Here is a 24,633-nt window from a genome sequence, read left to right on the forward strand (position 1 = left end):
ATATAAACGTAATAATTGCAAAATGTTTCTCATATCCAGTCGTTTATTTGCCATATCTTTTGTTTTAAAAACAAGTAAGATATTCTTTATAAACACTACTTTTTGAGGTGGTCACTTTGAACCGGAACCAACTGATCTCTTTTACAAGAATAGGGTGGTCACTTTAAACCGGAATCAACTGATCTCTTTTACCGGAATGGTATGCTCACTTTTGCCAGAATTTGCACCAATACCATCGGGAAAGTATTTCTCGAAGAAAAATCGAGTAAATGAAATACTATATCCAACTGGCGATTCTGTCCAGCCACTTGAAAAATAGAGATCTGGCTGTTTCATAAATACATGCTGAGGACCAAGTTCGTAAATATGATCACCTACAACAAAAGTGCCTTTGCCACCTTGTATTATGGTTAAAGTATAATAATCAGGTCTATAGATTGGGGTAAGATAAGGCATTTTTAATCCCATATCGTGTAATTTTATTATGGCAAAATCATCGTTGTCAATATAAGAAAAGACAGGCAGATTCATAAAGGCCAATATATCTCTAAACTTTTTTAAGGAGGTTAGCTCTGGTTTCATTTCAGATACGCTTAAGTTCTTAATTACCACATTGATTAGTCAATCAAATTTAGCGAAATAAATACAAGTGTTGTAATTAGATTTAAATCCAGTCCAGAACGCTGTTTCAATAACATATCATATGTTCAAAGCTTTTCAAAAATGGAAAATTAATTATCTATTCTGCCAACAGATTACCAGTTCGTCCTTATTTTTACAACCTCACCGCGATACACATGAGTGCGATCAGAATCCAAAGCGTTAAAATCATTTCTTACTGAACTTGGAGTAGCTTTAGTATTCCTTTTAAAAAATGTGTAAAAATATCCAAGATCGGTAAAAGCAAACATTTGTGCAATTTCAGGAATTGGTCTATGAGTATTTTTTAATAAATAGCTTATTTCATCAATAAGTCTGTCGTTTATCCATTGATTGATTGTTCTGCCTGAGGTTTTACTAATTACTTTTGAGAGAAAAGTTTCATTAACATTTAACAATTTAGAATGTTCTTTTGTACGAAGAACGATTGCACTCTCACCAGATAAGAGCATGTTGAAATTCTGATCAACATTTTTAAAGAATGATGCCAGGATAAGGGCATTTTTTTCATTCTGAATCTCTAATTTAATCTTATTTTGATGTTGTTGGACTAGTAACAAAAAATGAATAAGGAGATTTGCGATCATTTCATATCTATTATTTGAAGAAGAAATAGCTTCATTATATATTTCCGCGCAAATGTCATCAAATGGTTTATAATCATCATCACTGAGTCCGTAATTAAATGCGTTTGTTATATCCTTTACAGGAATTTCATCAAGTCCATCAGGAAAGTATTTAGTTAGAAACTCTTCCGTAAAAGAAATGTTATATCCAACCGGCGATTCTGTCCAGCCACTGGATAAATAACTATCAGGATATTTCATAAACACATGCTGAGGACCAAGTTCAAATACATGATCGCCTGCCATAAAAGTACCTTTTCCTTCACTTACAATTATTAAAGTATAAAAATCCGGCCTAAAGGTGGGTGTAATATAGGGCATTTTTAATCCCATCTCATGAATTTTTATAATAGCAAAATCGTCGTTATCAATATAAGAGAAGACGGGTAAGTTCATATATGCAATCATATCTCTGAACTTTCTTAAAGTGGTTATCTCCGGTTTCATATTTTACCTGGTTGATTCGTGTTAACTAAAATTAACTTTGCTAGTAAATTTAGTAAAATAGTAAAAAACAACGACGCAATAGCGTACTTTATTTTTATTGAAGTTCTTACTATTTCTGCCACAAAAAGCTAGGGCGAATTAACCATTTAATTATTGAATCTTAAGCGTTTAATTTTCGTGGCAGAATCGTGGCACATGGTGTTTTTGAAAACAACAAATCCAGCAAAATAAGGCTTTAAGAAGCTTAGGTTCGAAACTTTTAGAGACCTGTGTTGACCTCATTTAGCAGTAATAAACCAATAAATTATTTGTTCACGGTTTTAAATTGTTCATATTTAAGTGAAGTGAACATTCCACTAGATCTATTAATTACCGATACTGAATACCATATAAAAACATTACCTAGGCAGTTGCGGTAGCAATTTTTCATTTCGTAAGCGAGATAACCGGTCGTAACAAAGTACCGTTAGTAAAATTGTCGTTCAATTTCTATTATATCATGCTGTGCTAAATCTATTAAATTGTATCGTACTAATTCTACTAAATACTGCTATTCTCTCGAAGAATTTCTTCAATTTTTCAGCATCATAAAGAAATCTATCTTCCAATTTAGTAAATGGAAGCCCACTGTCTGCCTGTATTTTATAATGCTTATCAGCAGAATACCCAATTATTTTTTTTAAATCCTCATTCCTGTAAAAGGTATTAAAGAATTGGAAGGTTGTTTCGATTTATATGTAGATTTGCATCGAATAAATAATTGAAGTAATTATGAAAATAAAAGGTAGATAACATTTTATAGACAGACAGTCGGACACTTTATATTTTGAAACATGGGTTAAAAAGCTGGAGATTCAAAACGAAAGAAAGTATGAGCGCTATGAGATTTTAACTTCACTGGGCAAAACCCATGTCTGGGGTCTTAAAACAAATGAAAATCATCTTGAAACATTAGTTATATTTCCAGGTGCAAGAACAACCTCATTAATTTGGGATTTTGATAATGGGCTTGACAGCTTAAACCTCAAGCTGAGAATTTTTATGGTCGAGACCAATGGCCTGCCAAATCTAAGTGACGGCGATACTCCCGACATTCACTCGCTGGATTATGGTATCTGGGCTGCAGAATTATTTGACAATCTGAAAATTGAAAAAGCTTTTGTAGCAGGCGCATCATTTGGAGGACTGATTTGTGCCAAACTAAGTATCGTAAGTCCAGAAAAAATAATTGCAGCTTTCTTACTTAATCCTGGCTGTTTACAGCCGTTTTCACTGAAATTAAATAATCTGTATTATAACCTCCTTCCGATTTTGAAGCCAAATTCAAAAAATGTTCTGAAATTTCTAGACAAAGCCATTTTTTCAAAACCTCAACATTGTTTGTCGGAAGTATCTCAAGCCTTGTTAGTTGACTATGAACTTTTTGCAATCAGCCGCTATAAGGATAACACCCAAAAGCCATATTACATGGATAAAGAATTGGACAAAATAAATGTAGATATCTATCTTCTGGAAGGAGAGAAAGATTTATTGTTTCCTTTTCACAAGTCGATAAAAAATGTCCAAAAGCATATTAATACCTTACAAGAAGTGAAAATTTTTAAAAACGTCGGGCACGGAATAGAAACTTATAAAATTGCTATGAACTACATTGGAGAAAAAATAAAGAACTACCGCTAAAGTAATTTTTCATGAATTACATGTGCTGAAACTATTATATTATTGATTTTAATCGAAAACAAATTTCAAATTACTACAGTTTCAGATATGATTGAATCGTAAAAAGCAGGTATGAGATTACAAGTTTTAAATTCTGTAAAAATGAGTTGTTAAATTTCAAAGACTCAAATTAGTACACCAATAGTGCGGTCTGCGACGTCAATGGGATCCTGTATCCATTGATTTCCAATTTCAACAGTCAAAAATCGGCGCACAGAAATACGAAATCACCATCCAATCAGCGGTCTCTGGCAGCTCTTCCAGTAGGAAACTATATTGCTTATAATTTCCTTGTATTTTCCAAAATCCTCCTCTTTTTGAAAGTAGCCATGCACGGCAAGTTCAAATGCCTTACGGATATATTCTGGCTCTTTAGAAGTTGAAAGAAAAATATAGGGAACACATTTTTTAAGTAAGATTTCATTTGCCATTATTTGGACGCGCAGTTCATACCCGTCCAGCTTAGGCATATTGATGTCAGATAGGACCAAGAACGGCCTAACCTCATCCTTAAGGAGGTATTGAACCACCTCTGTACTATCTTCAAAAAAAACCACCTTGTTTGGAATCTGAAGACTTTTAAAAATATCATCTAAAAACTCGCGGTCATCCACATCATCTTCCACAACGATTATTTCTCCATTTAAATTCATTAGAACGCTTTATTAATACTTTAATTGAGATCGAAGGTTCAGTTTGGTATAGCTAATTTCTGTATAGTAATTATAGCACTATTTACTAGAACAAATATACTGTAAATTTCTTTTCTTAACCATCTCGCATCAATTTTTTCCGGTCTTTTATCATTTTACAAAGTTTACAAATATTCTACAAACACCATTTAATTATTGTAAATAAAACGGTTTATATTATATCGACTTGTATATCATAATTAATTATTATCTGTAAATGCTGAAATTTAATAGTACATTACTGAAAAATAAAAATTATATGCAGGATTCTTTAAATAAAATCATGTTTCTGCTTATTTTTTTACTTAGTTTATCAATCCGGTTAACCATTTTTTTTCACACTTGGAACAAAATACGTTTTATTTGATTTATTCCCAAAATATAGTTGTAGTGACTCTAGCTGCTAATATTATTGCATTTTTGAAGAGATTGTTTTATCTTTACAATAGACGTTTTATAAGCTATGGAAAATTATAATAGAAATGGACACAGCCTTACAAACACCTTACATCGACTTGGGGGTGGAGAAGCGCTATATCATAAAATGACAGATGAGGTTGCTGACTATGCGATTCTACTTATGGATGTTGACGGCACTTTACTTAACTGGAACAAGGGCGCCCAAAATATAAAAGGATATACGCCAGATGAGATTGTAGGAAAAAATTTCAGGGTTTTCTATTCGTCCGAAGACAGGACGAATCACCTTCCCGAGAAATTACTTGACGAAGCTATGCGTAAAGGCAAAGTGAACCATGAGGGCTGGAGAATAAAAAAAGACGGAAGCAAGTTCTGGGGTTCGGTACTGATTACCGCGCTGCATGATTCTGAAAATAATATCATTGCACTCTCTAAAGTGACCCGCGACCTTACAGAACGTAGGGCAGCAGAAGAAATACAACGCAGACATGCAATGGAATTACAGCACAAAAATGAAGAATTGAAGCAAAGTGAAGCGAGATATCATAGCATGATTGCTGAGATTGCCGATTATGCGATTATACTGCTGGATAACAGCGGACAGATATTGAACTGGAACAAAGGTGCAGAAAGAATCAAAGGGTATTCAGCCAATGAGATCATTGGTAAAAATTTCAGTCAATTCTACCTTCAGGAAGATATTGATACTGGCCTTCCCGATAGGCTAATAACAAAAGCAAGAGAGGATGGCGCGGCAACTCATGAGGGCTGGCGGGTCAAAAAAGACGGCAATGTATTTTGGGGCTCCATTCTAATTACAGCATTGCATGACGATATGGACAGGGTTATTGGATATTCTAAAGTTACCCGGGACCTTACCGAGCGAAAAATGGCCGAAGAGCGACAGGAACGTTTCTCTTCAGAGCTTCAATACAAGAACGACTTACTGACACGAAGTGAGGAAAGGTACCACCGCATGATTGCCGAGGTGGAAGATTATGCTATTATCTTGCTCGATAGTCAAGGGAACATCCAGAATTGGAACAAGGGGGCTCAGAAAATAAAGGGCTACAGCGAAGCGGAAATTTTGGGAAAAAATTTCAGTATTTTCTATTTGCCAGATGATGTTGAAAATGGACTCCCTCAGCAATTATTAGCAGAAGCCAGCCGCCATAATAAGGCCGCCCTTGAGGGCTGGCGCATACGCAAGGATGGGTCGCGTTTCTGGGGGAGTGTAGTTATCACCGCACTGCATAACTTGCAGGGAGATGTAACCGGATTTTCGAAAGTGACACGCGACCTGACCCATAAAAAGGAGGCCGATGACCAGATTCTTCTTCAAAATCAACAGCTTGAGGAATTTGCCTATGTGGCATCGCACGATCTTCAGGAACCTTTGCGAAAAATTATCACTTTCAGCAATCTGTTGAAAGATAATATCTCAACAGGTTCTGAATCCTTACGCGTGCTTGAAAAAATAACCCACGCTGCGCAAAGGATGGGAAATTTAATTACCAGTGTGTTGAATTATTCACAGATGAAAGGTGATGAAAATCTTTTTCAAGAAGTTGACATCAACGAAGTATTACATAACATCGAAAGTGACTTTGAGCTTTTGCTTAGGGACAAGAACGGAGAAATAGTGTATGGCAGCCTACCAATAATTACCGCGATCCCTATACAAATGCACCAGCTTTTCGCGAACCTAATTAATAACGGTTTAAAATATAATAAAGACGAACCGAAAATCACTATAATTGCTGAGGAGGAAAGTATAGATGGCAGGCACTATTATAAGTTTTCGGTGAGTGACAACGGCGTCGGGTTTGATGCCAAATTTACAGAACGGATTTTTAAAATGTTCCATAGGCTTAACAATGATAAGCAGGGAACCGGAATAGGTCTCGCATTATGCAAAAAAATTGCCGAAAACCACGGAGGTTATATCCGGGTTGAAAGCAAGCCGGGCGCCGGAGCGACATTTGTCGTGAATTTGTTGAAAAATAAGTAATAAACAACGATTGAGCAATGCTCTATTATCCACAATCAAATGCCAATGGAGGAAACCGAATGTAGAAACGGTCCAAAACTTGTTACGTTTTCAATAATTTAGGTTTTCGTCCTGTCGCATCCGTCTTATAAAAACATAAAGAAATATCAGAACTAAAATTATGCTGCCAATTTACAGAATGATTTAAACATAGTTGTTCCTGGATTAAGCATCTGATTTTTTCTCAACTTATGTATCACTTCAATTCCTCCCAAGGTTCTTTTGGCAGATTCAAAACTTTTGAAACCCAAACCGTTTTGTATTCTCCATCTAATAAATCGATGGTCCTGCTCAAAGATATTGTTAAGATATTTGCATTGCCGAATCTGATATTCGAAAAAGAGCTCTTGTTGTAAACTCTCATTTCGCAGGTGTTCGAGTCGCTTTTGTCTATTATTTATTACCCTTGGTCTGCAGTTATTATTTACTTCCTTAATTAGAAATGACTGGGCACTCATTCTTTGTCTTCGTCTGGTCAATAGAAAATCAACTGTATTACCCGATTTATCGACAGCACGATATAAATAACACCAGAGACCTTTGACTTTTATATAGTTTTCATCCATTCTCCAGCTGATTCCTACTCTGCTCTTTCTCTTTTTCATCTGTAATTCAATCACTGGAGCAAATTTAAATACCCAACACTGAATTGTAGCATGATCAATTTCTATTCCACGCATTTTCATTATTTCCTCAACATCTCTATAGCTCAATGTAAATCTTAATTTGAAATAGACTCCCTGAAGAATTATAGCTGTGGGATAACAATGAACTTTCGTATTCATTTAATATTTTTTGAATCTGTAGATGGGACAAAGCCGATATCGGTCTATATAAGGCTTTCTTGTGCTAGGAAAGTTCTACTTTGATGTTATAACTCTGCGATCAGCTCAATCATATCAAGCTTTATAAGCTCCCAGTGCCTCCCCCTTAGGCAGAGTGGTTCGAAATCAATGTCTGCCTGCGAAAAGTCAGTGAATTTCTCAATGAGCAGACTGCGATCATGTGTATAAGGATATCTTTGTTCATGCAGGGCAAACATCTGAGCAATGCTGAAATCTTCTTTCAGCATGTCGATATCCCAAAAATCTTTTTTTCTGCCCGTACGCTGTACTACATCAATTTTCATAGCTGTAATCTCACGTCTGCTAGATAGTCTGAGTGTGCCGAATAACTTTACCTCATCGATAAACGCATCTGTATAATACAAATCCAGCTTTACACTTTCTTCAGCATTTCTGCCCACATAGTAAGACTTTCCCATTCCCACCGGAGAAATATCCAGACTGTCCACATAAAAATAATTTGTCCTTAAGTAATCATCTATTGCCTTAAAATCAAGACTTCCATAATCAGCATCACTGAAAAGATCAATATCTACAGACATTCTGTGTCCATAATACAAACTCAGCGCTGTGCCGCCGACAAGACGAAAAGATTGAAATTCTTCTGCCTGCATCAAATCCTCAAGAATATTTCGCAATAGCGGGGTAACGGTGTTAAAATGTAAAGGCATTAGTTAGTTCTTTTGACATCGTTAATAGTATCACTCCCATAGAATCGAATGATTTCTTCTCTTTCAATTTCATTTCCTCTTTCGAAAATCCGTTGGATAACTGCTTTTTTTTGTTTCTGCCAGTCGATTTTACTCATGTCAGTGTCCCAAAAAATTATCTTTCTTATCTTATTTAAATCGGGCTTCTTATCAGTTTTATTTCTATTTAATTTCTTTTTCTGCTGTTCAATATCATAATATACCTGTAGGGTCATTAGATACCCTTCCTCCAGAGAAAGTGAATTTTCAATTTTCATAGCAAGGGGTATATTCATTCTGCGCTTTCCTTTTGTTATAGCCGTAAGGGTCTGGGGAAATTCACCAAGTGAAATAGCAAATTGTCCCTTGCCCAGCATTCGTTTTTTAAGTTCGCGCTCCAGCACAAATCCAGGATGAATTCCTTTTATAATATTTAATGTACTTTTCATAATACAAAAATAAACAATTTTGTTTACACAGTTATATTAAAGAACTTATTTTAACGAAAACTACTGTTATGGGATTTAATAAATCCTGCTAAAATAATATAAAAAAAATAAAAATCGACCAAAATCAAGCACTGCCGAATTGGGTTTCAATGTTAAAAGTGGATCACGGGTATTGCAATAAGGATTGATGGTGTTGAAATAAAAACCATCTGATAATAAAAAACAAGTCAGTGATATTTAAATAGCTTTTAATATATTTATTGATGAAACTGACCATAAAACTCGCATTAGATATTATAATATTATTATTGCCTTAATATTTTTATTTTTGAATATGCTTTTAAATAAAAACTTCCAGATCTTTGACAATTGCACGTACCTCAATACTGCGAATTCAGAATTATTATCCTCAGATATTGCTAATTGGCGAAAGCACGATTGACAATTTACGCAAAATGGAAGTATGTTCAGAATCGAAAATATAAAAGCTATAGATGAGTTTTAAAATTGAATTATTTTGCATAATTTTAAGTAAAACTATTTTATGTATACCAAGTTTACTATTTCTGAGATGATTCTTAATCTACTGGCGCAAAACCCTGAAAAAACTTACCCTTTTGAAGATTTAACTAGTATGGTTATTCCTTGTTTGAATGAATCCATACAAGAGAGTTTACTTATCCAAAGGTCAAATCAGGCAAAAGTTTTAGATGCATTAATAATGCTCGATAATGAAGGTTTTATTATTTTAGATTCGGCTACAGATGCAAGCATTATAACTATTAAGGGACTAATAAATATAAGCAGCAAAAGCTTTCTAAATTGATAAACAGTCTTTTTTGACTTTCTAAATATATTACACATTAATACCTTTGTTAAAGAACTAGTACCAGTGTAAATACTCATATTTTTTTTAAAAAATTTGCTTTAACTACTGGATTAATGTGTTCTTAAAAAAATGTTATTATAGTTTAACAAAATTCTACATTCTATTAAAAAAATAAAGTTTGTTTGTTTGTTTTTGCTTTGCGATACTTTGTTAAATTTTGTACCTCAATTGTACCTCGACCTTTGTAGATCCTTGCAAATACTGAGTTGCTAATTTCTGCATCGGAAATTAAGTCACTAGTAGATTTAATGACTGAACTGCGAACAGTTTAAGTCACCACTTCGTTAATTTTTAGATTTAGAAAGCCCTCGACCCTATCAAACAGCAGTAGCCCTTAAAAGGTACAATTTTATGAAACAATCACTTACACAACAATAAGTGTTATAAAATTTAGTGTATTAAAAATCAAGCACTAACGAGTTTAGGTTCGAAACTTTTAGAAATTTTAACCTTTAAGAAAAAAAACAGCCATAGGGGTCTCGAATGATCTCATCCAGTAATTCATTGGGATTCTTACTTTCGCTTCTAGATCCGTACAATTCCCATTTTCCTGAGGCACGTTTCCAATACAATTTCCAGCTCTTCCGTAATTTACTGTATTTTAATTTAGCAAAATGGACATGTAAAATATCATCTGGACTATTCCATTTTGAGCGGATTTCGAAGAGCAAAGCTGTTTGTCCATCCCAACTAAAGCCAAAATCCAATTCCTTTCGAATATCTTCGTCAATTGGCCGAAGGTCATTTGTAAAATTTCTTAGCTGCAATTCAATCATTGAAATCAAATTATTTTCCATCTGAGTCTTAAAATTAAAATTGTTTGGCTGCATCACATCATTGATTACTTTAATGATTTCAATATATGATTTTTTAAGAAAACATTCTTAATGACAGCTATCGATATCTTGGGTCTTTACAATTATTGCTATCTTTAAAAACTGGTATTACTAATTCCTTGCCCCAAATTATATTGCCAGCTTTTTTTGGGTTAGTAAGAAAGTGTTTATTTCTTGTTTCAAAGTAAAGAGATATTGCATTTTTACATTCATCAAGGCTTGAATAATCACTGTTATGAATAATAGACTTTGCCAAACCACTAAATACAGATTCTATAACGTTCAAAAATTGGGCTGATGCTGGTAATGGCGCTAGTTCTACAATTGGATTATGATGTGTTTTTCTATAATACTGATCATTTATTTTATAGATGTATTCATTTAATTGCTTTGAACAATGCCAAGATGCTGCATCCCAAGATAAATAAAGCTTATCTTGTCCTTTGTATGTAAACAATAATAAATCTATCAATTTGATCATTTCATTAGTGTCCTTTTTCTGAGAATAAAAATGCGTAATCTGATTCGAGGATAACTCCAATGCTGCAGTACATATTGTAAAACCCTTACTCGTTTGAATCTGTGGAAAAGTTTTTATCTCACTTTTTTTCATTAGCGAGCGCCCACCTTTTATCTTAACTGCAAATGGACCATACTCATCGATAGAGAAAAACTTTTCATTCGTTCCCAGATTTTTAAGAATATATTTGATTTTGTCCATTTTTTCTCTAAAGTTCGGATCTGGACTAGTTAAAACTTTCCTAGCCTTTTTATAGACAAAACCTTCCATTTTCAAATAATGAGAAATTGTCGCACTGCAAATATTTATTGAATATAATTTCTTGTAGGTGAGAGCTAAGTCAGCGAGTGACCACGACGTACGATTAATTCCGTGAAATTTTGGTGATTCATGAAGGAGCCGGATCAATTTTGAACGTTTTTCCTCTATAAACTGATGTGTTATCGGATTAGTATAGCGCTTTTTCTTTTCAAAGCCTATCAATCCTTGAGATTTATATATATTTATCCAATCCCTAACAACATTTGAACATCGTTCCACCTTTGCGGCAATTTGGGATGTTAGGGTATTTTTATAGGATTCTGTTAATACAACCGATAATTCCCATTTTCGTCGCACATTAGAGGAATTCCAGCACTTTAAGGTTTTTACGTCTTCTTGCGGAATAAATTGAACCTGCCAATTTTTTCGTATTATCTTCTTTTGTTCCTTTATCCATTTATTGTAAATTACCATAAATTGTGAATATTGGTAACCGCTAGGATATTTGGCAATATATTTAAGCCATGCAGTTTTTGCAGTTGCAAGCCTGCTGATTTCATTTTCCGCTAAAAAAGATAAAAAATTAAGCAATTGAAAAGCTCTAGGCCGAATTTCCGCCAGTGGCTTCATCAAAAATATTTCATATTGATTTTGAACTATATTATCAGGATAAACGTTAATAAATTCTACAAATAGATCAGCATAGCGCTTAACTGTATTTCTTGATAATTTAAGTTCTCGAGCACATTTCGATACGTTTAAATTTTTAGAGACCACCAGTCGTCCAATAATTATTTTCTTTATTGTTGAAATAGTTTTCTGAGCCATAATCAATATTTTAAAAATTCAACATCAACTATTTTTATATAAAATTATGTAATTAGTTTAAAATAGGCTCAAAAATTCAAAAATATCATTTGGAAACCGAAAATCCCCATGTACCTAAGTGACAAGGGTTAGGAAGTTATTTAATCTATAACCAACTTCTGTTATTCTAACAAAATGACTCTAAAACAAATTTCTATTATCAACAGTGTTTACATTGAGGAGAATTTTTCACGTAATAGCTTTGCAGAAATATTAGCGTTATTTTTTTGGTTCGAGTCCTGTTCCCGCTACACAGACAAAAGCTTCAGAGAAATCTGAGGCTTTTTTGTTTATATTTACTTTTTTTTATTAACAAAAATTTCAATACATTACCTCTTATTTTAAAACAAACTAAAATGAACATATTTATTATAATAGGAATAATTGCTTTTATATCTTTTACAGTTTGGTTAGCAAAACAAAATGGAATAACTGCTAAATACAAATCAGATTCCAAACTAACTATAATTTCGACTAATCCTGACACTCCTATAGATTTTGGATTTAAAACAGTTTGGATAGCTGTAAGTACAGATGACAAAATTGCCTTGGCAGAAATTCTGGATTTAAAAGACACACAATCTTCAAATTGGAAAAGTGGACTAGAATATGCTTATGAAAATAGTGTTTTTATAACACCTCAAATTGGCAAATGGACTTTAGCAATAGGAAATAAATTACCTCAAGGTGATAATAAAGCAAGTATTGAAAAACTTGAAAAAATACTTAATAAATTAAGTACCGAATTTGGTGAAGCCCAGTTTTTTGGAACACAAAGGATTATCGAATATCATAATTGGATGAAATCTGTAAACGGAAAAATGGAAAGAATATATGCTTATATTGGAGAAACCGGTGAAAACATAAAAGTGTTTGGAGAAAAAACCGAAGCCGAAAATGGCTTAAACCTATTTAATTCTCTTTCTGAGGAAGCAGAATCTGATAGTTATTGGCAAAGGGAGGATTTGGATTATGCTGATGAAGAATTAGTAATGAAAGTAGCAGAAAAATGGAGTGTAAATCCAATACAAATAACTGAACGAAGTGATGTAAAAATTGAATTAGGCTTAGTTGGAAAATAAAATTTTAACTTTTTAAATTTTATTCTTACAGTTGAAATTCGATTGCAACCTTATAAAAATCAGTCATAAAATGGTTAGATATTTGAATGCTTCCCGCTACTAAAACAAAGCTTCAGAGAAATCTGAAGCTTTGTTGTTTATATTTACTTAAAAAAACATCAATAAAAAAGAAGTCGTAAATGACCAATAACTTAAGTAAAATTCTAAAATATGATCTAAAAAGTTTAGGTTCGAAAATGCATTAAATTGTACTTTTAGCTCAGTGCTTAAATTATCCTTAAAATAAAATACAAGTATCGAACGAAATACCCATTGGTTCTACCCAATATCTTTTAATTTAAAAAAATTAAGTTGCTTCTTCATTTCAATTAATTCTAGTTCCATCCTTTGAATTGTTTTTAAAGTTGAATTTTCTATGCCATCATCCTTATCTGCTAATCTTTGTTTTAAACCCTGCATTTCGCGTCCAATCGAAATCTGTTCCGTAATAGCGTACTCTTCAGTCTGGCTAACTGATTGATGACCCAGCATTTCTTTAACCACGTGAATCGGCACATCATTATTTAATGTTACGGTACTACCAAAGGTTCTTCTTGCTTTGTGAGTATTTAACGTACTTGTGATACCGCACAAATCTGCAATCTCTTTAAGATATTCATTCATTTTCTGATTTGAATTTACAGGAAGTACAGAAGCTCTTTCTATGCAAAGAGGATGACTTTTATAACGCTCTAATATTTCAACAGCTTTTGGCAATAAAGGAATACTAATCGGGCTTCCTGTTTTTTGTCTTTCCTTTAAGATCCATTGTTCTCCGTCCACGCCTACCTTTATATCAGATCGTTTTAGATTAAAAACATCAATGTACGCTAGACCTGTATAACATTGAAAAACAAAAACGTCTCTTACAATATTAAGCCGCGAAGTTAAAAACGAATGCTTCTCAAGCAATGATAATTCAAACCCCGATAAAGGCTTCTTTGGAACTTTAATTTTTTTTGATTTAAATCGTTTAAATGGATCTGATGGAATAATTTCCTTATCAACTGCCACGAGTACAATTTTTTTAAAATTAGAAATATATTTAAGAGCAGTATTATTACTTATGCTTTTTACAGTCTTCAGATAAAATTCATAATCTTTTACAAATTCAAAATTCAGCTCATTAAATTCCATATCAGAAACACCATATTTAAACCGCATAAATTCTTCTACATGATTTTTTGATATCTTATACCGAACATGAGTACCGATGGCGAATTCATTTTTTTCTACCAGAGCAAGCATTTGATCGTTATGCATCTGAAATTCCTGCATAACTGTATTTTTCTGTTTCGTTTTACCTAAAACAAAATTTATGAGTTTTACACTAGTAAGGGATTCCTGTTTATCTAAAAGATGATCAGCAAATTTTCTAATTTTCAATTCTAGTGAATTCAAAAAGAAATTTAAACATTTAGCATCTTCTTTGGTTCCAATTGCCCTACCTGTTTTCTGCTCCCATCGATTTGCACTCCATTTCCTTTTGGTAGAGGTCTCTTTAAGAATGCCATTTACGCTGATTCTTAGATAAATAAATCTTTCATTGCTGCCATTTGTAGAACTCTTCAAAAAGAAGATTGTTCCGATACTGCTCTCTAGCATAATTCAATAATTTTAAAATTAATAAAGATCGAATTATAACATCAATTTATCAAGACGTAAACCAGCTTTACATGTTGATTACAAACAATTTAAGCTCATTTTCGTGGCAGTTTTTTTTCACCATCTAAATTGCCACGAATTTGCACTAAAATTTTGTGCATTTTTGAAAATTTTGGCGGTATTTAGCGGACATAAAAAAACCTGCAAATCTGAAGATTGCAGGTTTTATAAGGGTTTAGAACATTTAATGACTAAATTTCTAAATCTAAAAGTGAACGCAGAAGGATTCGAACCTTCGACCGCCTGCTTAGAAGGCAGGTGCTCTATCCAACTGAGCTATGCGTCCATTTGTTTTAAAACTTTATGGTAAAGTTTAGTCGGGGTGGCAGGATTCGAACCTGCGGCCTCCTGCTCCCAAAGCAGGCGCGATAACCGGGCTACGCTACACCCCGAAGATTTTATATGTGCTATTCCCAATTTAATCAGGACACATTACTCAGGTTACTTCAAAACCTCAAAAGCAAATTATTAAGCGGAGAGACAGGGACTCGAACCCTGGCGACGGTTACCCGTCGACAGATTAGCAATCTGCTCCATTACCGCTCTGGCACCTCTCCAAGCTCAAGAAACGTGTTCTGTTTTGCGGTTGCAAAGGTATGACAACATTCCATATCTCACAACTATTTTTGCGCTTTTTTTTATCTTTTTTCAATCTTTTTTTTAAACGGCTTCACAATCAAACAAATAGAATTAACAAAAATTTGATATTAAATTTAAAATTCAATCGAATTGCCCCAAAATTTGAATTTATTCAAATAAAGAGTAAATTTGCTTGATTAACTAATATTAACAGAAAATGAACAAAAGAGTTGTTATCGTTTCTGCCGTTAGAACACCTATCGGAAGTTTCATGGGAGGTTTATCTACCGTACCCGCACCAAAATTAGGTGCCGCCGCTATTAAAGGCGCACTTCAAAAAATTAACCTTGACCCAAAATTAGTTGATGAAGTATTTATGGGCAACGTAGTACAAGCCGGAGTTGGACAAGCACCAGCACGTCAGGCAGCACTTTTTGCAGGTTTATCTGAAGAAGTAGCTGCTACAACCGTAAATAAAGTTTGTGCTTCAGGAATGAAAGCCGTAATGTTTGCTGCTCAGGCAATCGCTTGTGGCGATGCCGAAATTGTAGTGGCCGGAGGAATGGAAAACATGAGTTTGATTCCGCATTACGTACAAATGCGTAACGGAACTAAATTTGGTCCCGCAACAATGCTTGACGGAATGCAAAAAGATGGTTTGACAGATGCTTACGATAACAACGCAATGGGAGTTTGCGCTGATTTATGTGCATCTGAATACAACATTAGCCGTGAAGAACAAGACAATTTTGCCATTCAGTCTTACCAAAGAAGTGCAAAAGCGTGGGATGCAGGAAAATTCGACAACGAAATTGTTCCTGTAGAAGTGCCGCAAAGACGTGGCGAACCCATCATTGTTTCAAAAGATGAAGAATACACAAACGTAAAACTGGACAAAATCCCTTCATTAGCTGCTGTTTTCACTAAAGACGGAACAGTTACAGCTGCAAACGCCTCAACAATAAATGATGGAGCTGCAGCTTTAGTTTTAATGTCAGAAGAAAAAGCAATCTCATTAGGATTAAAACCCCTTGCCTACATAAAAAGTTATGCCGATGCTGCTCAGGAACCAAAATGGTTTACAACAAGCCCTGCAAAAGCGTTACCAAAAGCTTTAGAGAAAGCCGGAATTGCAATTGGCGATGTTGATTATTTCGAATTCAACGAAGCATTTGCTGTTGTTGGATTAGCTAATTCAAAAATTCTTAGTTTAGATAACGATAAAGTAAACGTAAATGGTGGAGCGGTTTCATTAGGTCATCCATTAGGATGTTCAGGAGCAAGAATCATCGTAACTTTGCTAAATGTTTTAGAACAAAACAATGCTAAAATCGGAGCTGCTACAATTTGCAATGGTGGCGGTGGTGCATCAGCAATTGTTATTGAAAGAGCTTAAATAATATTAATTCAGGGGTTATTTTAATTGTAAATAACTCCTGAATTTCAACTAATAAATTACCCTAAATGTTCGGAATTTGCAATCTAGCCATAGTACCCGTTCGATCTGAGCCAAGTGACAGAAGTGAAATCGTTACACAACTTTTGTTTGGCGAACAAATCGAGATTTTAGAACGCCAAAATCAATGGGCGCGAATAAAAATACAATACGATGACTACGAAGGCTGGGTAGATTCTAAACAATATCAGATTATTTCAGAAACAAATTACAATCAATTAAGTAATGAAGCCATTATCTTAAATGCTGATTTAATTGATTATATCACTTCATCTAATAATTTATTATTACCAATTCCGCTTGGTGCATCATTATCATTTTTAAATAATAACGAAATCAATACTTCAAACTTCGATTTCGAAGGCACAAAAACCAGTGGAATAAAACCAAAAAGCGCCTTAATAAATACCGCTTTTATGTATTTAAACGCACCTTATCTTTGGGGCGGAAAAACACCTTTTGGGATCGACTGTTCCGGTTTTACACAAATGGTTTACAAACTAAACGGATACAAGATTCACCGCGACGCTTCGCAACAAGCCCTTGAAGGAGAAGCTTTAAGCTTTATAGAAGAAAGTGAAGTTGGAGATTTAGCCTTTTTTGACAACGACGAAGGAAATATCACACATGTTGGTATTATAATGGAAAACAATTACATCATCCACGCAAGCGGAAAAGTCCGCATTGACCGTTTAGACCATTTAGGAATTTACAATCCGGAACTCAACAAACACACTCATAAACTTAGAGTAATAAAAAAAATAATTTAAACACAAATTTCACAAATTAACACAGATTAAAAAATTCTTTTAATTTGTACCCGAGCGATAGCGAACTTGCGTAGCAAAATCGGTGGCAAAAAAAATCGTGCAAATTAGTGTAATTCGTGTTTAAGTACTTATTCTTTAATCTATAATAAAAAATCCGTGATAATCCGTGTTGCGAATCCGCGTCATCTGCGTGCTAATTTAACGCACTAACACGTATCACTTTCCTAAACTCAGAAGGACTATTCCCTCTCTGTTTCTTAAAGAATTTATTAAAGTGGCTTTCATCCGTAAAACCAAATTCATACGCAATTTCGTTAATACGTTTATCACTAAACTGCAAACGATGTTCAATCAGTTTCGTTTTATAATTACTGATATATTGCTGCATCGTTTCATTGGCATGTTTTTTAAAATAACGACCTAAATACGTATTCGAAATCCCGAAATACTCACTAAGCGATTCCGCTTTAATTCTTTCAGGATAATAAATATTATTCTGAATGTATTGCAGAATATCCATGGCTTTAGCTTCGGTACTAATATTTACCTGTTCCGGCAAATATTTCGCAATATTTCGCGCCACAATAATAATTAAGGTATTTACCAATTGCTGAATCAATTCCTTATTATAAACATCCTTATCCTGACGTTCACGAATAATCGCTTCAACCATCACTTTTACCAGACATTTATCAGCATGATTTTTCAAAATACAACCCGGCTGATGATTCGCATTTTGCAAAATATATTCTAAACGTTGAATATTCTCATTCTGCAAACTCGAATTTTTCAAATAAATATCATTAAACCTCAAAAAGAAAAACTTCGTTTCCGTTTCAATTGTAAAATTATGACAATCCTCAGGGGTCAATAAAAACATATGTCCAGCATCATATTCAAAAATATTTTTGTTGATACACTGTCTTCCCGTTCCGCCCAAAATATAAACCAATTCAAAGAAATTATGACGATCTCCAACATCCGGATACTCATCCAGAGTTTCAAAAGAAACCGTAAAAGGCTCGTATAAATTTTCTTTTTTCATAATATACTTTATTAATTCGGCTACAAATTTACATAAAAAAGACAAATATATACAAGTTAACAGTCTTAAAAATGGTATAATTTTGCCAAACAATTTTAAAGCATCAAAATACAACATTATGGAATATAGAAAATTAGGAAACACTGAACTTGAATTATCAACTATTACATACGGCGCATTTGCCATTGGAGGAAACATGTGGGGCGGAAACGAAAAGAAAGATTCAATCGATTCAATTCACGCTTCAATCGATCATAGCGTGACCACAATTGACACTGCTCCTTTCTACGGATTTGGTTTAAGCGAAGAAATGATTGGCGAAGCTTTAAAATCACAAGACCGATCAAAAGTTCAATTGTTAACCAAATTTGGCTTGGTTTGCGACGGAAGCAACCAAGGAAAAGGAGAATTTTTCTTTAATGCAGAAGAAAACGGAAAAGAAATACCAGTTTACAAATACGCTTCAAAAAGCAACATCATCAAAGAAGTTGAAAACAGTTTAAAACGCCTTCAAACCGATTATATCGACTTATTACAAATTCACTGGCCAGACGCTACAACGCCAATTCACGAAACAATGGAAGCCCTTGAAACCTTAATTAAACAAGGAAAAATAAGAGCAGCCGGGGTAAGTAATTATAGTCTTTCGCAACTTCAGGAAGCACAAAAAACGATTCAATTGGCATCCAACCAGGTTCCGTATAGCATGTTGAATCGTAGTATTGAAGCTGAAGTAATTCCATACACAACCGCAGAAAACATCGGAATCATTGCTTACAGTCCAATGGAAAGAGGATTACTAACCGGAAAATATTTCACAGATAGTAAGCTAAAAGAAAACGATCACAGGAACGGTTACTTCGGTCAATTTGATCTTCAAAAAGTAAAAACTTTAGTCGAAGAATTAAGTTCATTGGCAAACGCAAAACACATTTCAATCTCACAATTAGTATTGCGCTGGACCACTTTACAAAAAGGAATCGCAATTGTTTTGGCCGGAGCAAGAAACGCAGAACAAGCGATTTCAAACGCAAAAACAATGGATTTTGACTTATCCCTTTCAGAATTAGATTTTATCAATCAGGCTATTTCAAAATTAAAATAAATAATATTTAAACATATAGAAACATAGCCAATGGAAATGTAGAAAGGCTTTTCACTTTATCTAAATACACATAGCTATGTGAAGAAACTAGTTTCTTTTTGCATTCTCCAAGGACAAAGTAAAACCTATGTTTCTATGTGTTTAAAAAATTACACTCAACAATAATAAGAATTTGGGTGTGTCCCTCCGGGTCGGGCTATTCGTTACAATCTTTTTTATAAATAGAAAAAATTTATAAAAAAGGATTTTCACTTCTATCCCTCACACAAACCCACGAATCCACAAGAACATTTACATTATGAAGAAAATATTTATCATCAACGGAAGTCAAAATTTCGCTCATTCAGGCGGAAAATTCAATGAAACCGTTACCAATTGGACAATCGAATACTTAACAAACAGCAAGCAATTCGAAATAAAAACAACCGACATAAAACAAGATTTTGATCTCGACGAAGAAGTCGAAAAATTCGTTTGGGCAGATGTAATAGTGTATCATACACCAGTTTGGTGGTTTCAATTACCAAACCAATTCAAAAAATACATCGACGACGTTTTCACAGCCGGACACAACAAAGGAATTTATAGAAGCGACGGTAGAACCAGAACAAATCCGGACATCAATTACGGAACCGGCGGACAATTATACGGACGAAAATACATGCTTACCACAAGTTGGAATGCACCCGCAACAGCCTTTACACTTCCGGGAGAATTCTTCGAAGAAACATCTGTAGATGACGGAGCTATGTTTGGCTTTCATAAAATGAATAAATTTACAGGAATGGAAAAACTGGACGGTTTTCATTTTCATGATGTTGAAAAAGGCGCTACTGCAGAAAATATCGATATCTTTAAGAAAAACTATACCAGACATTTAGAACAAACCTTTAAAACTTTATAATTATGATCTCAATTACAGCAATATTCAAAAGCAAACCAGAAAATAAAGAACAACTACAAAGCATGTTGAATCATTTGGTTACCGAAACCAGAAAAGAAGCTGCTTGCGTGCGTTATGACCTTCACGCATCTGAAAATATTTTCATTATCTGGGAAGAATGGAAAGATCAGCCAGGCCTTGACATCCATAACAATCAGCCTTATTTACTTGATTTCATTGCAAAAAGCAAAAGTTTAGTTGCTTCACCCATTCAGGTTTATAAAACGGCACAAATACTGTAATTTTTTTCGCCACGAATTTCACGAATTTATCCGTATTCTTGAGGGAACAAAATTAGTGCGAATTCGTGAAATTTGTGGCAGAAAACTTTTACTTGATTCCGCCAAAAGCACCAAAACACATATTCTTGTGTAAAATTTCAACACTTTTAAAACCCACTTTCTTCATCAAATCTAGTTGGTAATTCATTGATCTTGGTGTGTCTTCTTTCTCCACATAATCCAACATTTTCTTGCGGTATTCTGCACCTCCAATTCCTTCCAAATAATCACCGTAACGCTGCCAGGTATATTCATTCAACAATTCAGTATCCTGAGTAATCAAATCCGAAATCATAAAACATCCACCCGGTTTTAATAATTTAAAAATCTTAATAAAAGTTGTTTCCCAATCCTGATCATCACGCAAATGATGCAAAACGGCTCCAGCCAAAATAATATCAAAATGACTTTTCGGTAAATCAACTTCTCGAATATCACCATGCTTCACTTCTACCCTTCCGTTTGTTGCTGCCGAAACTCTTTCAAAAGCTCTGTCCAACATCGGCAAACTCAAATCCACTAGAGTACTATTCAAATTCGGTACTTTAGACAACATTTTCAAAGTATAATTTCCCGCTCCGCAACCAATATCCAAAACTTTTTTGGCATCAGGAACAATTCTTTTTGAAGCTTCGGTGATTAATTCTAAAGAGATCGTCGCATCAATTGTCGCAACTTGTCCTGTTTCTAAATTCGAAAATCGTTCGACATCATTATCAAAACGTTCTCTAATTTCTGCAATAGTTGATTTTTTCATAGTTTTTTGTTTTTTTTTATGGCACACGGATGACGCTGGTTAAACGGGTTTGCACGGATTTTATTTTTTTTTTGCCACAGATTAAATGATTTAAATGATTTTAAAATTCATTTTGATTATGAAAAAATAATCTGTGTAAATCTTTTTAATCTGTGGCAAAACTTTTTCGTTTACAAAAAAATAAAATCCGTGCAAACCCGTTCAAATCCGTAAAACCCGTGGCCCATATATTTTTTATCAAAATTACCACTTTGATATATACTTCAAAAATACTTATTTTGTCAATTATTAATACTTAATAGGTATTTATGGAATTACGTCATCTTAAATATTTTTTGGCTGTAGCCGAAGAATTAAACTTTACCAAAGCCGCTGAGAAACTTTTCATCTCTCAACCTCCTTTGAGCCGACAAATCATCGAACTCGAAAACGAAATTCAGGCGAAACTTTTCATCCGAAACAATAAAAAAGTCGAACTAACCGAAGCCGGAAAGTATTTCGAAAAAGAAGTGACAGCACTTTTGCAGAACCTCGAACGCATTTCCGTGAAAACGAAAAAAATAGCCGAGAATGTTTCCGGCGAGTTCAGAATCGCGTACATCAGTTCTATTTATTCATCTGTTATATCAGATTTGATTAAACATTTGAAAACAGAATTTCCATACGTTAATTTCAAACTTTTTGAAGTTTCTACAACTAAACAAATAGACGCTCTTGAACAAGGCAAAATTGATTTAGGAATTATCCGCTCGCCTATAAAATCTCCTAAAATAAAATCGCAATTGTGGTTTCAGGACGGATTTTCGGTAGTTTATAATAAGAGTTTAATCCAGATTAATTCCGAGAAAGAAATCCCGAATCTAAAAGACGAAACTTTTGTATTCTTCAATAAAGATTACGCACCGCATTATCATGAAGTTCTGTTAGAATTATGCGCCTTTTATGGCTTTACGCCAAGAGTAGTTCACGAATCCAACAATATCAATTCAATTGTACAATTAGTAAAAAACGGTTTAGGAATTTCGATTGTTCCGTCCAATATTGCCAAGAATAATCAAGATCCGGAAATTGGTTTTATCGAATTAAAAAAAGTTAATTTATTCACCGATGTTTCATTAATTACTTCAAAAGAAGACGAATCTGAAATTACAAAATCGGCTGTAGATTTTCTATTGCATTTTTCTAAGAAATAAAAAGTTTGCCACTAATTTCGGGAATTTTCACGAATTAATTTAAAACGATGGAAATCCGTAAAAGTTAATCATAAGAAGTATTTAAATTGCATGCTTTAAAATAATCGCGCGAAATCGCAGAGGCGCAAATTTTTTATATAAGTATTGATTATGCACAGTTCATTTCGACCGAAGGGAGAATCACGCGTAACTCTACAAAGATTGACGACATACGATACGGATCTTCTAGTGTGATTTCTCGTTCCTCGAAATGACAAAAATGAGAATAAATCATCTGTGTAATCAGCTTAAATCTTATAAAATCTGCGTGAAACAAAAAACTTTGCGCCTCTGCGACTTTGCGAGATTAATTAAAATTCGTGGCAAAAAAGTTACAATTTATCACATAGAAATCCCTTGAAAAGAACCAACTTTTAAATACCTTAGCAGATTATTACATTACCTAAATAAAATCAATAAAAAATGGCAGAACAATCTTCAATTCAGTGTCCAAATTGCGGAACAACTATCGATGTAAATGACATTTTAAAACATCAGTTAGAAGATAATATTCGTAAAGAATACCAACAAAAAGCCAATGCTCAAAGTCGGGAATTAGAACTTAAAAATGAGCAATTTGAGAAAGCTAAATCAGAATTTGAAGCCAAAAAGAAACAAGAAAATGAACTTTTTGCAGAACGTTTAGAGCGTGAGAAAAAGGTTGCCGAGAAAGAAATTACCGAAAAGTTAAAAACCAAACTCGACGAAGAAAATAAAGATCGCTTGCTTTCGATGGAAAAAGAACTTTCTGAGAAATCTGAGAAACTTCGTGAACTTAATAAAATGACAGGCGAAATTGCAAAATTACAGCGTGAAAAACTGGAAATGAAAGAAGCAATCGAAGCCGAAGCCCAAAAACAATTAAATGCAACTTTGGTTCTGGAACGTGATAAAATCCGTAAACAGGAAGAAGAAAAAAACGAGCTAAAAATAAAAGAATACCAAAAGCAATCTGATGATCAAAAAAAGCTGATCGAAGAAATGAAACGCAAGCAGGAACAAGGTTCTATGCAATTGCAAGGTGAAGTTATGGAATTAGCGATCGAAGAATGGCTAGCCAATAATTTTCCACTTGATAGTATTGATGAAGTCAAAAAAGGCGCTAATGGTGCCGATTGTCTGCAGATTGTAAATACCCGTGAATTACAAAATTGTGGTTCAATTTATTACGAAAGCAAGCGTACAAAAGCTTTTCAGCCCGCATGGATTGAGAAATTCAAAAATGACATTAGAACGAAAAGAGCCAATATTGGTGTTTTAGTTACCGAAGTTATGCCAGCCGGAATGGACCGAATGGGAATGCGCGACGGAATCTGGATTTGTACTTATGAAGAATTTAAAGGCTTGAGCGCGGTTTTGCGTCAATCGTTAATTCAGGTAAGTCAGGCTGTTCAGGCGCAGGAAAACAAAGGCGATAAAATGTCAATGTTGTATGATTTTTTAACGAGCAACGAATTCCGTTTACAAATTGAAGGAATTGTAGAAGGCTTTACGCAAATGCAAGGAGATCTTGATTCTGAAAAAAGAGCCATGCAGCGTATCTGGAAACAACGCGAAAAACAAATTGAAAAAGTAGTGCATAACACTTTAGGAATGTACGGATCTATTCGTGGTATTGCCGGAAATGCAGTTCAAACGGTTAGAGCTTTGGAACTTGATTTTATTGAAGACGATAAAGAAGATCCTAAGGAATTGGAATAACAATACGA

At 34.1% G+C, this 24,633-nt stretch carries 22 protein-coding genes and 3 tRNA genes; 11 read left to right on the forward strand and 14 right to left on the reverse strand.

What is annotated here, in order from left to right; genetic code table 11:
* Positions 1–174: 174 nt before the first annotated feature.
* On the reverse strand, positions 175–531 hold the full coding sequence (locus KHA90_RS09890) for a hypothetical protein (RefSeq protein WP_213298639.1): 357 nt from the start codon (positions 529–531) through the stop codon (positions 175–177).
* A gap of 224 nt (positions 532–755) precedes the next feature.
* The gene (locus tag KHA90_RS09895; protein ID WP_213298642.1) at positions 756–1,733 is read right to left on the reverse strand and encodes an AraC family transcriptional regulator; all 978 of its coding nucleotides are present in this window, start codon (positions 1,731–1,733) and stop codon (positions 756–758) included.
* 1,041 nt (positions 1,734–2,774) lie between these two features.
* Here KHA90_RS09895 and KHA90_RS09900 point away from each other — a divergent pair.
* Positions 2,775–3,413, forward strand: a complete 639-nt coding sequence (locus KHA90_RS09900; RefSeq protein ID WP_213298645.1) for a serine aminopeptidase domain-containing protein — start codon at positions 2,775–2,777, stop codon at positions 3,411–3,413.
* Positions 3,414–3,679: 266 nt separating this feature from the next.
* Here KHA90_RS09900 and KHA90_RS09905 read toward each other — a convergent pair whose 3' ends face one another.
* Positions 3,680–4,105 carry a response regulator gene (locus KHA90_RS09905; protein WP_213298648.1) on the reverse strand — a complete coding sequence of 142 codons (426 nt, stop codon included), beginning with the start codon at positions 4,103–4,105 and terminating at the stop codon, positions 3,680–3,682.
* 502 nt (positions 4,106–4,607) lie between these two features.
* Between KHA90_RS09905 and KHA90_RS09910 the strand changes: the two genes are divergently transcribed.
* Entirely contained in the window at positions 4,608–6,575 is a 1,968-nt protein-coding gene (locus KHA90_RS09910; RefSeq protein WP_213298651.1) for a PAS domain-containing sensor histidine kinase, read from the forward strand.
* Positions 6,576–6,733: 158 nt separating this feature from the next.
* Here KHA90_RS09910 and KHA90_RS09915 read toward each other — a convergent pair whose 3' ends face one another.
* From KHA90_RS09915 to KHA90_RS09925, 3 genes are all read right to left on the reverse strand, one after another.
* Entirely contained in the window at positions 6,734–7,399 is a 666-nt protein-coding gene (locus tag KHA90_RS09915; protein WP_213298654.1) for an IS6 family transposase, read from the reverse strand.
* Between the two features lie 86 nt (positions 7,400–7,485).
* A complete protein-coding gene (locus KHA90_RS09920; protein ID WP_133509358.1) occupies positions 7,486–8,130 on the reverse strand; it encodes a nucleotidyl transferase AbiEii/AbiGii toxin family protein in 645 nt (214 codons plus the stop codon).
* The gene (locus tag KHA90_RS09925) at positions 8,130–8,597 is read right to left on the reverse strand and encodes a helix-turn-helix transcriptional regulator (protein WP_133509357.1); all 468 of its coding nucleotides are present in this window, start codon (positions 8,595–8,597) and stop codon (positions 8,130–8,132) included. The genes KHA90_RS09920 and KHA90_RS09925 overlap by 1 nt, the downstream gene beginning before the upstream one ends.
* Positions 8,598–9,141: 544 nt before the next feature.
* Between KHA90_RS09925 and KHA90_RS09930 the strand changes: the two genes are divergently transcribed.
* Complete coding sequence (locus KHA90_RS09930) at positions 9,142–9,423, forward strand: hypothetical protein (protein WP_213298658.1); 282 nt, start codon at positions 9,142–9,144, stop codon at positions 9,421–9,423.
* 515 nt (positions 9,424–9,938) lie between these two features.
* Here the strand turns inward: KHA90_RS09930 and KHA90_RS09935 are convergent.
* Both KHA90_RS09935 and KHA90_RS09940 read right to left on the reverse strand, forming a co-directional pair.
* Entirely contained in the window at positions 9,939–10,283 is a 345-nt protein-coding gene (locus KHA90_RS09935; RefSeq protein ID WP_213298661.1) for a DUF3024 domain-containing protein, read from the reverse strand.
* A 97-nt stretch (positions 10,284–10,380) separates the two neighbouring features.
* A complete protein-coding gene (locus tag KHA90_RS09940; protein ID WP_213298663.1) occupies positions 10,381–11,931 on the reverse strand; it encodes an IS630 family transposase in 1,551 nt (516 codons plus the stop codon).
* A gap of 395 nt (positions 11,932–12,326) precedes the next feature.
* On the opposite strand from KHA90_RS09940, the gene KHA90_RS09945 reads away from it, so the two are divergent.
* Positions 12,327–13,052: a hypothetical protein gene (locus KHA90_RS09945; protein ID WP_213298665.1), complete on the forward strand. Its 726-nt coding sequence runs from the start codon at positions 12,327–12,329 to the stop codon at positions 13,050–13,052.
* Between the two features lie 318 nt (positions 13,053–13,370).
* Here KHA90_RS09945 and KHA90_RS09950 read toward each other — a convergent pair whose 3' ends face one another.
* The 4 genes from KHA90_RS09950 to KHA90_RS09965 all read right to left on the reverse strand — a co-directional run bounded on the left by KHA90_RS09950 (position 13,371) and on the right by KHA90_RS09965 (position 15,313).
* The gene (locus tag KHA90_RS09950) at positions 13,371–14,696 is read right to left on the reverse strand and encodes a site-specific integrase (RefSeq protein ID WP_213298668.1); all 1,326 of its coding nucleotides are present in this window, start codon (positions 14,694–14,696) and stop codon (positions 13,371–13,373) included.
* A 272-nt stretch (positions 14,697–14,968) separates the two neighbouring features.
* A tRNA-Arg gene (locus KHA90_RS09955) sits at positions 14,969–15,042 on the reverse strand.
* Positions 15,043–15,073: 31 nt separating this feature from the next.
* A tRNA-Pro gene (locus KHA90_RS09960) sits at positions 15,074–15,148 on the reverse strand.
* An 81-nt stretch (positions 15,149–15,229) separates the two neighbouring features.
* A tRNA-Ser gene (locus KHA90_RS09965) sits at positions 15,230–15,313 on the reverse strand.
* A 239-nt stretch (positions 15,314–15,552) separates the two neighbouring features.
* On the opposite strand from KHA90_RS09965, the gene KHA90_RS09970 reads away from it, so the two are divergent.
* Positions 15,553–16,731 carry an acetyl-CoA C-acyltransferase gene (locus KHA90_RS09970; RefSeq protein WP_213298671.1) on the forward strand — a complete coding sequence of 393 codons (1,179 nt, stop codon included), beginning with the start codon at positions 15,553–15,555 and terminating at the stop codon, positions 16,729–16,731.
* Positions 16,732–16,799: 68 nt separating this feature from the next.
* The gene (locus KHA90_RS09975) at positions 16,800–17,561 is read left to right on the forward strand and encodes a C40 family peptidase (RefSeq protein ID WP_213298674.1); all 762 of its coding nucleotides are present in this window, start codon (positions 16,800–16,802) and stop codon (positions 17,559–17,561) included.
* 193 nt (positions 17,562–17,754) lie between these two features.
* Here KHA90_RS09975 and KHA90_RS09980 read toward each other — a convergent pair whose 3' ends face one another.
* Positions 17,755–18,606 (reverse strand): AraC family transcriptional regulator, encoded by an 852-nt coding sequence (locus KHA90_RS09980; protein WP_213298677.1) that lies wholly within the window; start codon positions 18,604–18,606, stop codon positions 17,755–17,757.
* A 118-nt stretch (positions 18,607–18,724) separates the two neighbouring features.
* Between KHA90_RS09980 and KHA90_RS09985 the strand changes: the two genes are divergently transcribed.
* From KHA90_RS09985 to KHA90_RS09995, 3 genes are all read left to right on the forward strand, one after another.
* A complete protein-coding gene (locus KHA90_RS09985) occupies positions 18,725–19,711 on the forward strand; it encodes an aldo/keto reductase (protein ID WP_213298680.1) in 987 nt (328 codons plus the stop codon).
* A 298-nt stretch (positions 19,712–20,009) separates the two neighbouring features.
* The gene (locus tag KHA90_RS09990) at positions 20,010–20,615 is read left to right on the forward strand and encodes an NAD(P)H-dependent oxidoreductase (RefSeq protein WP_213298683.1); all 606 of its coding nucleotides are present in this window, start codon (positions 20,010–20,012) and stop codon (positions 20,613–20,615) included.
* A 2-nt stretch (positions 20,616–20,617) separates the two neighbouring features.
* A complete protein-coding gene (locus tag KHA90_RS09995; protein ID WP_213298687.1) occupies positions 20,618–20,896 on the forward strand; it encodes a putative quinol monooxygenase in 279 nt (92 codons plus the stop codon).
* 88 nt (positions 20,897–20,984) lie between these two features.
* Here KHA90_RS09995 and KHA90_RS10000 read toward each other — a convergent pair whose 3' ends face one another.
* Entirely contained in the window at positions 20,985–21,692 is a 708-nt protein-coding gene (locus KHA90_RS10000) for a class I SAM-dependent methyltransferase (RefSeq protein WP_213298690.1), read from the reverse strand.
* Positions 21,693–22,000: 308 nt separating this feature from the next.
* Between KHA90_RS10000 and KHA90_RS10005 the strand changes: the two genes are divergently transcribed.
* A complete protein-coding gene (locus KHA90_RS10005; protein WP_213298693.1) occupies positions 22,001–22,885 on the forward strand; it encodes a LysR family transcriptional regulator in 885 nt (294 codons plus the stop codon).
* 462 nt (positions 22,886–23,347) lie between these two features.
* Positions 23,348–24,625, forward strand: a complete 1,278-nt coding sequence (locus KHA90_RS10010; protein ID WP_213298696.1) for a DUF2130 domain-containing protein — start codon at positions 23,348–23,350, stop codon at positions 24,623–24,625.
* Positions 24,626–24,633 lie beyond the last annotated feature (8 nt).

Source organism: Flavobacterium psychroterrae (assembly GCF_018380615.1).
In the GTDB taxonomy this organism is placed as follows: domain Bacteria; phylum Bacteroidota; class Bacteroidia; order Flavobacteriales; family Flavobacteriaceae; genus Flavobacterium; species Flavobacterium psychroterrae.

Excerpts from the sequence above, each read along its gene's own strand:
- KHA90_RS09995 (WP_213298687.1), top strand. The coding sequence starts at position 20,618 with ATGATCTCAATTACAGCAATATTCAAAAGCAAACCAGAAAATAAAGAA.
- KHA90_RS09900 (WP_213298645.1), top strand. The coding sequence starts at position 2,775 with ATGGTCGAGACCAATGGCCTGCCAAATCTAAGTGACGGCGATACTCCC.
- KHA90_RS09950 (WP_213298668.1), bottom strand. The coding sequence starts at position 14,696 with ATGCTAGAGAGCAGTATCGGAACAATCTTCTTTTTGAAGAGTTCTACA.
- KHA90_RS09890 (WP_213298639.1), bottom strand. The coding sequence starts at position 531 with ATGAATCTGCCTGTCTTTTCTTATATTGACAACGATGATTTTGCCATA.
- KHA90_RS09970 (WP_213298671.1), top strand. The coding sequence starts at position 15,553 with ATGAACAAAAGAGTTGTTATCGTTTCTGCCGTTAGAACACCTATCGGA.
- KHA90_RS09985 (WP_213298680.1), top strand. The coding sequence starts at position 18,725 with ATGGAATATAGAAAATTAGGAAACACTGAACTTGAATTATCAACTATT.
- KHA90_RS09935 (WP_213298661.1), bottom strand. The coding sequence starts at position 10,283 with ATGGAAAATAATTTGATTTCAATGATTGAATTGCAGCTAAGAAATTTT.
- KHA90_RS10000 (WP_213298690.1), bottom strand. The coding sequence starts at position 21,692 with ATGAAAAAATCAACTATTGCAGAAATTAGAGAACGTTTTGATAATGAT.
- KHA90_RS09905 (WP_213298648.1), bottom strand. The coding sequence starts at position 4,105 with ATGAATTTAAATGGAGAAATAATCGTTGTGGAAGATGATGTGGATGAC.
- KHA90_RS09975 (WP_213298674.1), top strand. The coding sequence starts at position 16,800 with ATGTTCGGAATTTGCAATCTAGCCATAGTACCCGTTCGATCTGAGCCA.
- KHA90_RS09945 (WP_213298665.1), top strand. The coding sequence starts at position 12,327 with ATGAACATATTTATTATAATAGGAATAATTGCTTTTATATCTTTTACA.
- KHA90_RS09990 (WP_213298683.1), top strand. The coding sequence starts at position 20,010 with ATGAAGAAAATATTTATCATCAACGGAAGTCAAAATTTCGCTCATTCA.
- KHA90_RS09910 (WP_213298651.1), top strand. The coding sequence starts at position 4,608 with ATGGAAAATTATAATAGAAATGGACACAGCCTTACAAACACCTTACAT.
- KHA90_RS10005 (WP_213298693.1), top strand. The coding sequence starts at position 22,001 with ATGGAATTACGTCATCTTAAATATTTTTTGGCTGTAGCCGAAGAATTA.
- KHA90_RS09930 (WP_213298658.1), top strand. The coding sequence starts at position 9,142 with ATGTATACCAAGTTTACTATTTCTGAGATGATTCTTAATCTACTGGCG.
- KHA90_RS09895 (WP_213298642.1), bottom strand. The coding sequence starts at position 1,733 with ATGAAACCGGAGATAACCACTTTAAGAAAGTTCAGAGATATGATTGCA.
- KHA90_RS09920 (WP_133509358.1), bottom strand. The coding sequence starts at position 8,130 with ATGCCTTTACATTTTAACACCGTTACCCCGCTATTGCGAAATATTCTT.
- KHA90_RS10010 (WP_213298696.1), top strand. The coding sequence starts at position 23,348 with ATGGCAGAACAATCTTCAATTCAGTGTCCAAATTGCGGAACAACTATC.
- KHA90_RS09980 (WP_213298677.1), bottom strand. The coding sequence starts at position 18,606 with ATGAAAAAAGAAAATTTATACGAGCCTTTTACGGTTTCTTTTGAAACT.
- KHA90_RS09925 (WP_133509357.1), bottom strand. The coding sequence starts at position 8,597 with ATGAAAAGTACATTAAATATTATAAAAGGAATTCATCCTGGATTTGTG.
- KHA90_RS09940 (WP_213298663.1), bottom strand. The coding sequence starts at position 11,931 with ATGGCTCAGAAAACTATTTCAACAATAAAGAAAATAATTATTGGACGA.
- KHA90_RS09915 (WP_213298654.1), bottom strand. The coding sequence starts at position 7,399 with ATGAATACGAAAGTTCATTGTTATCCCACAGCTATAATTCTTCAGGGA.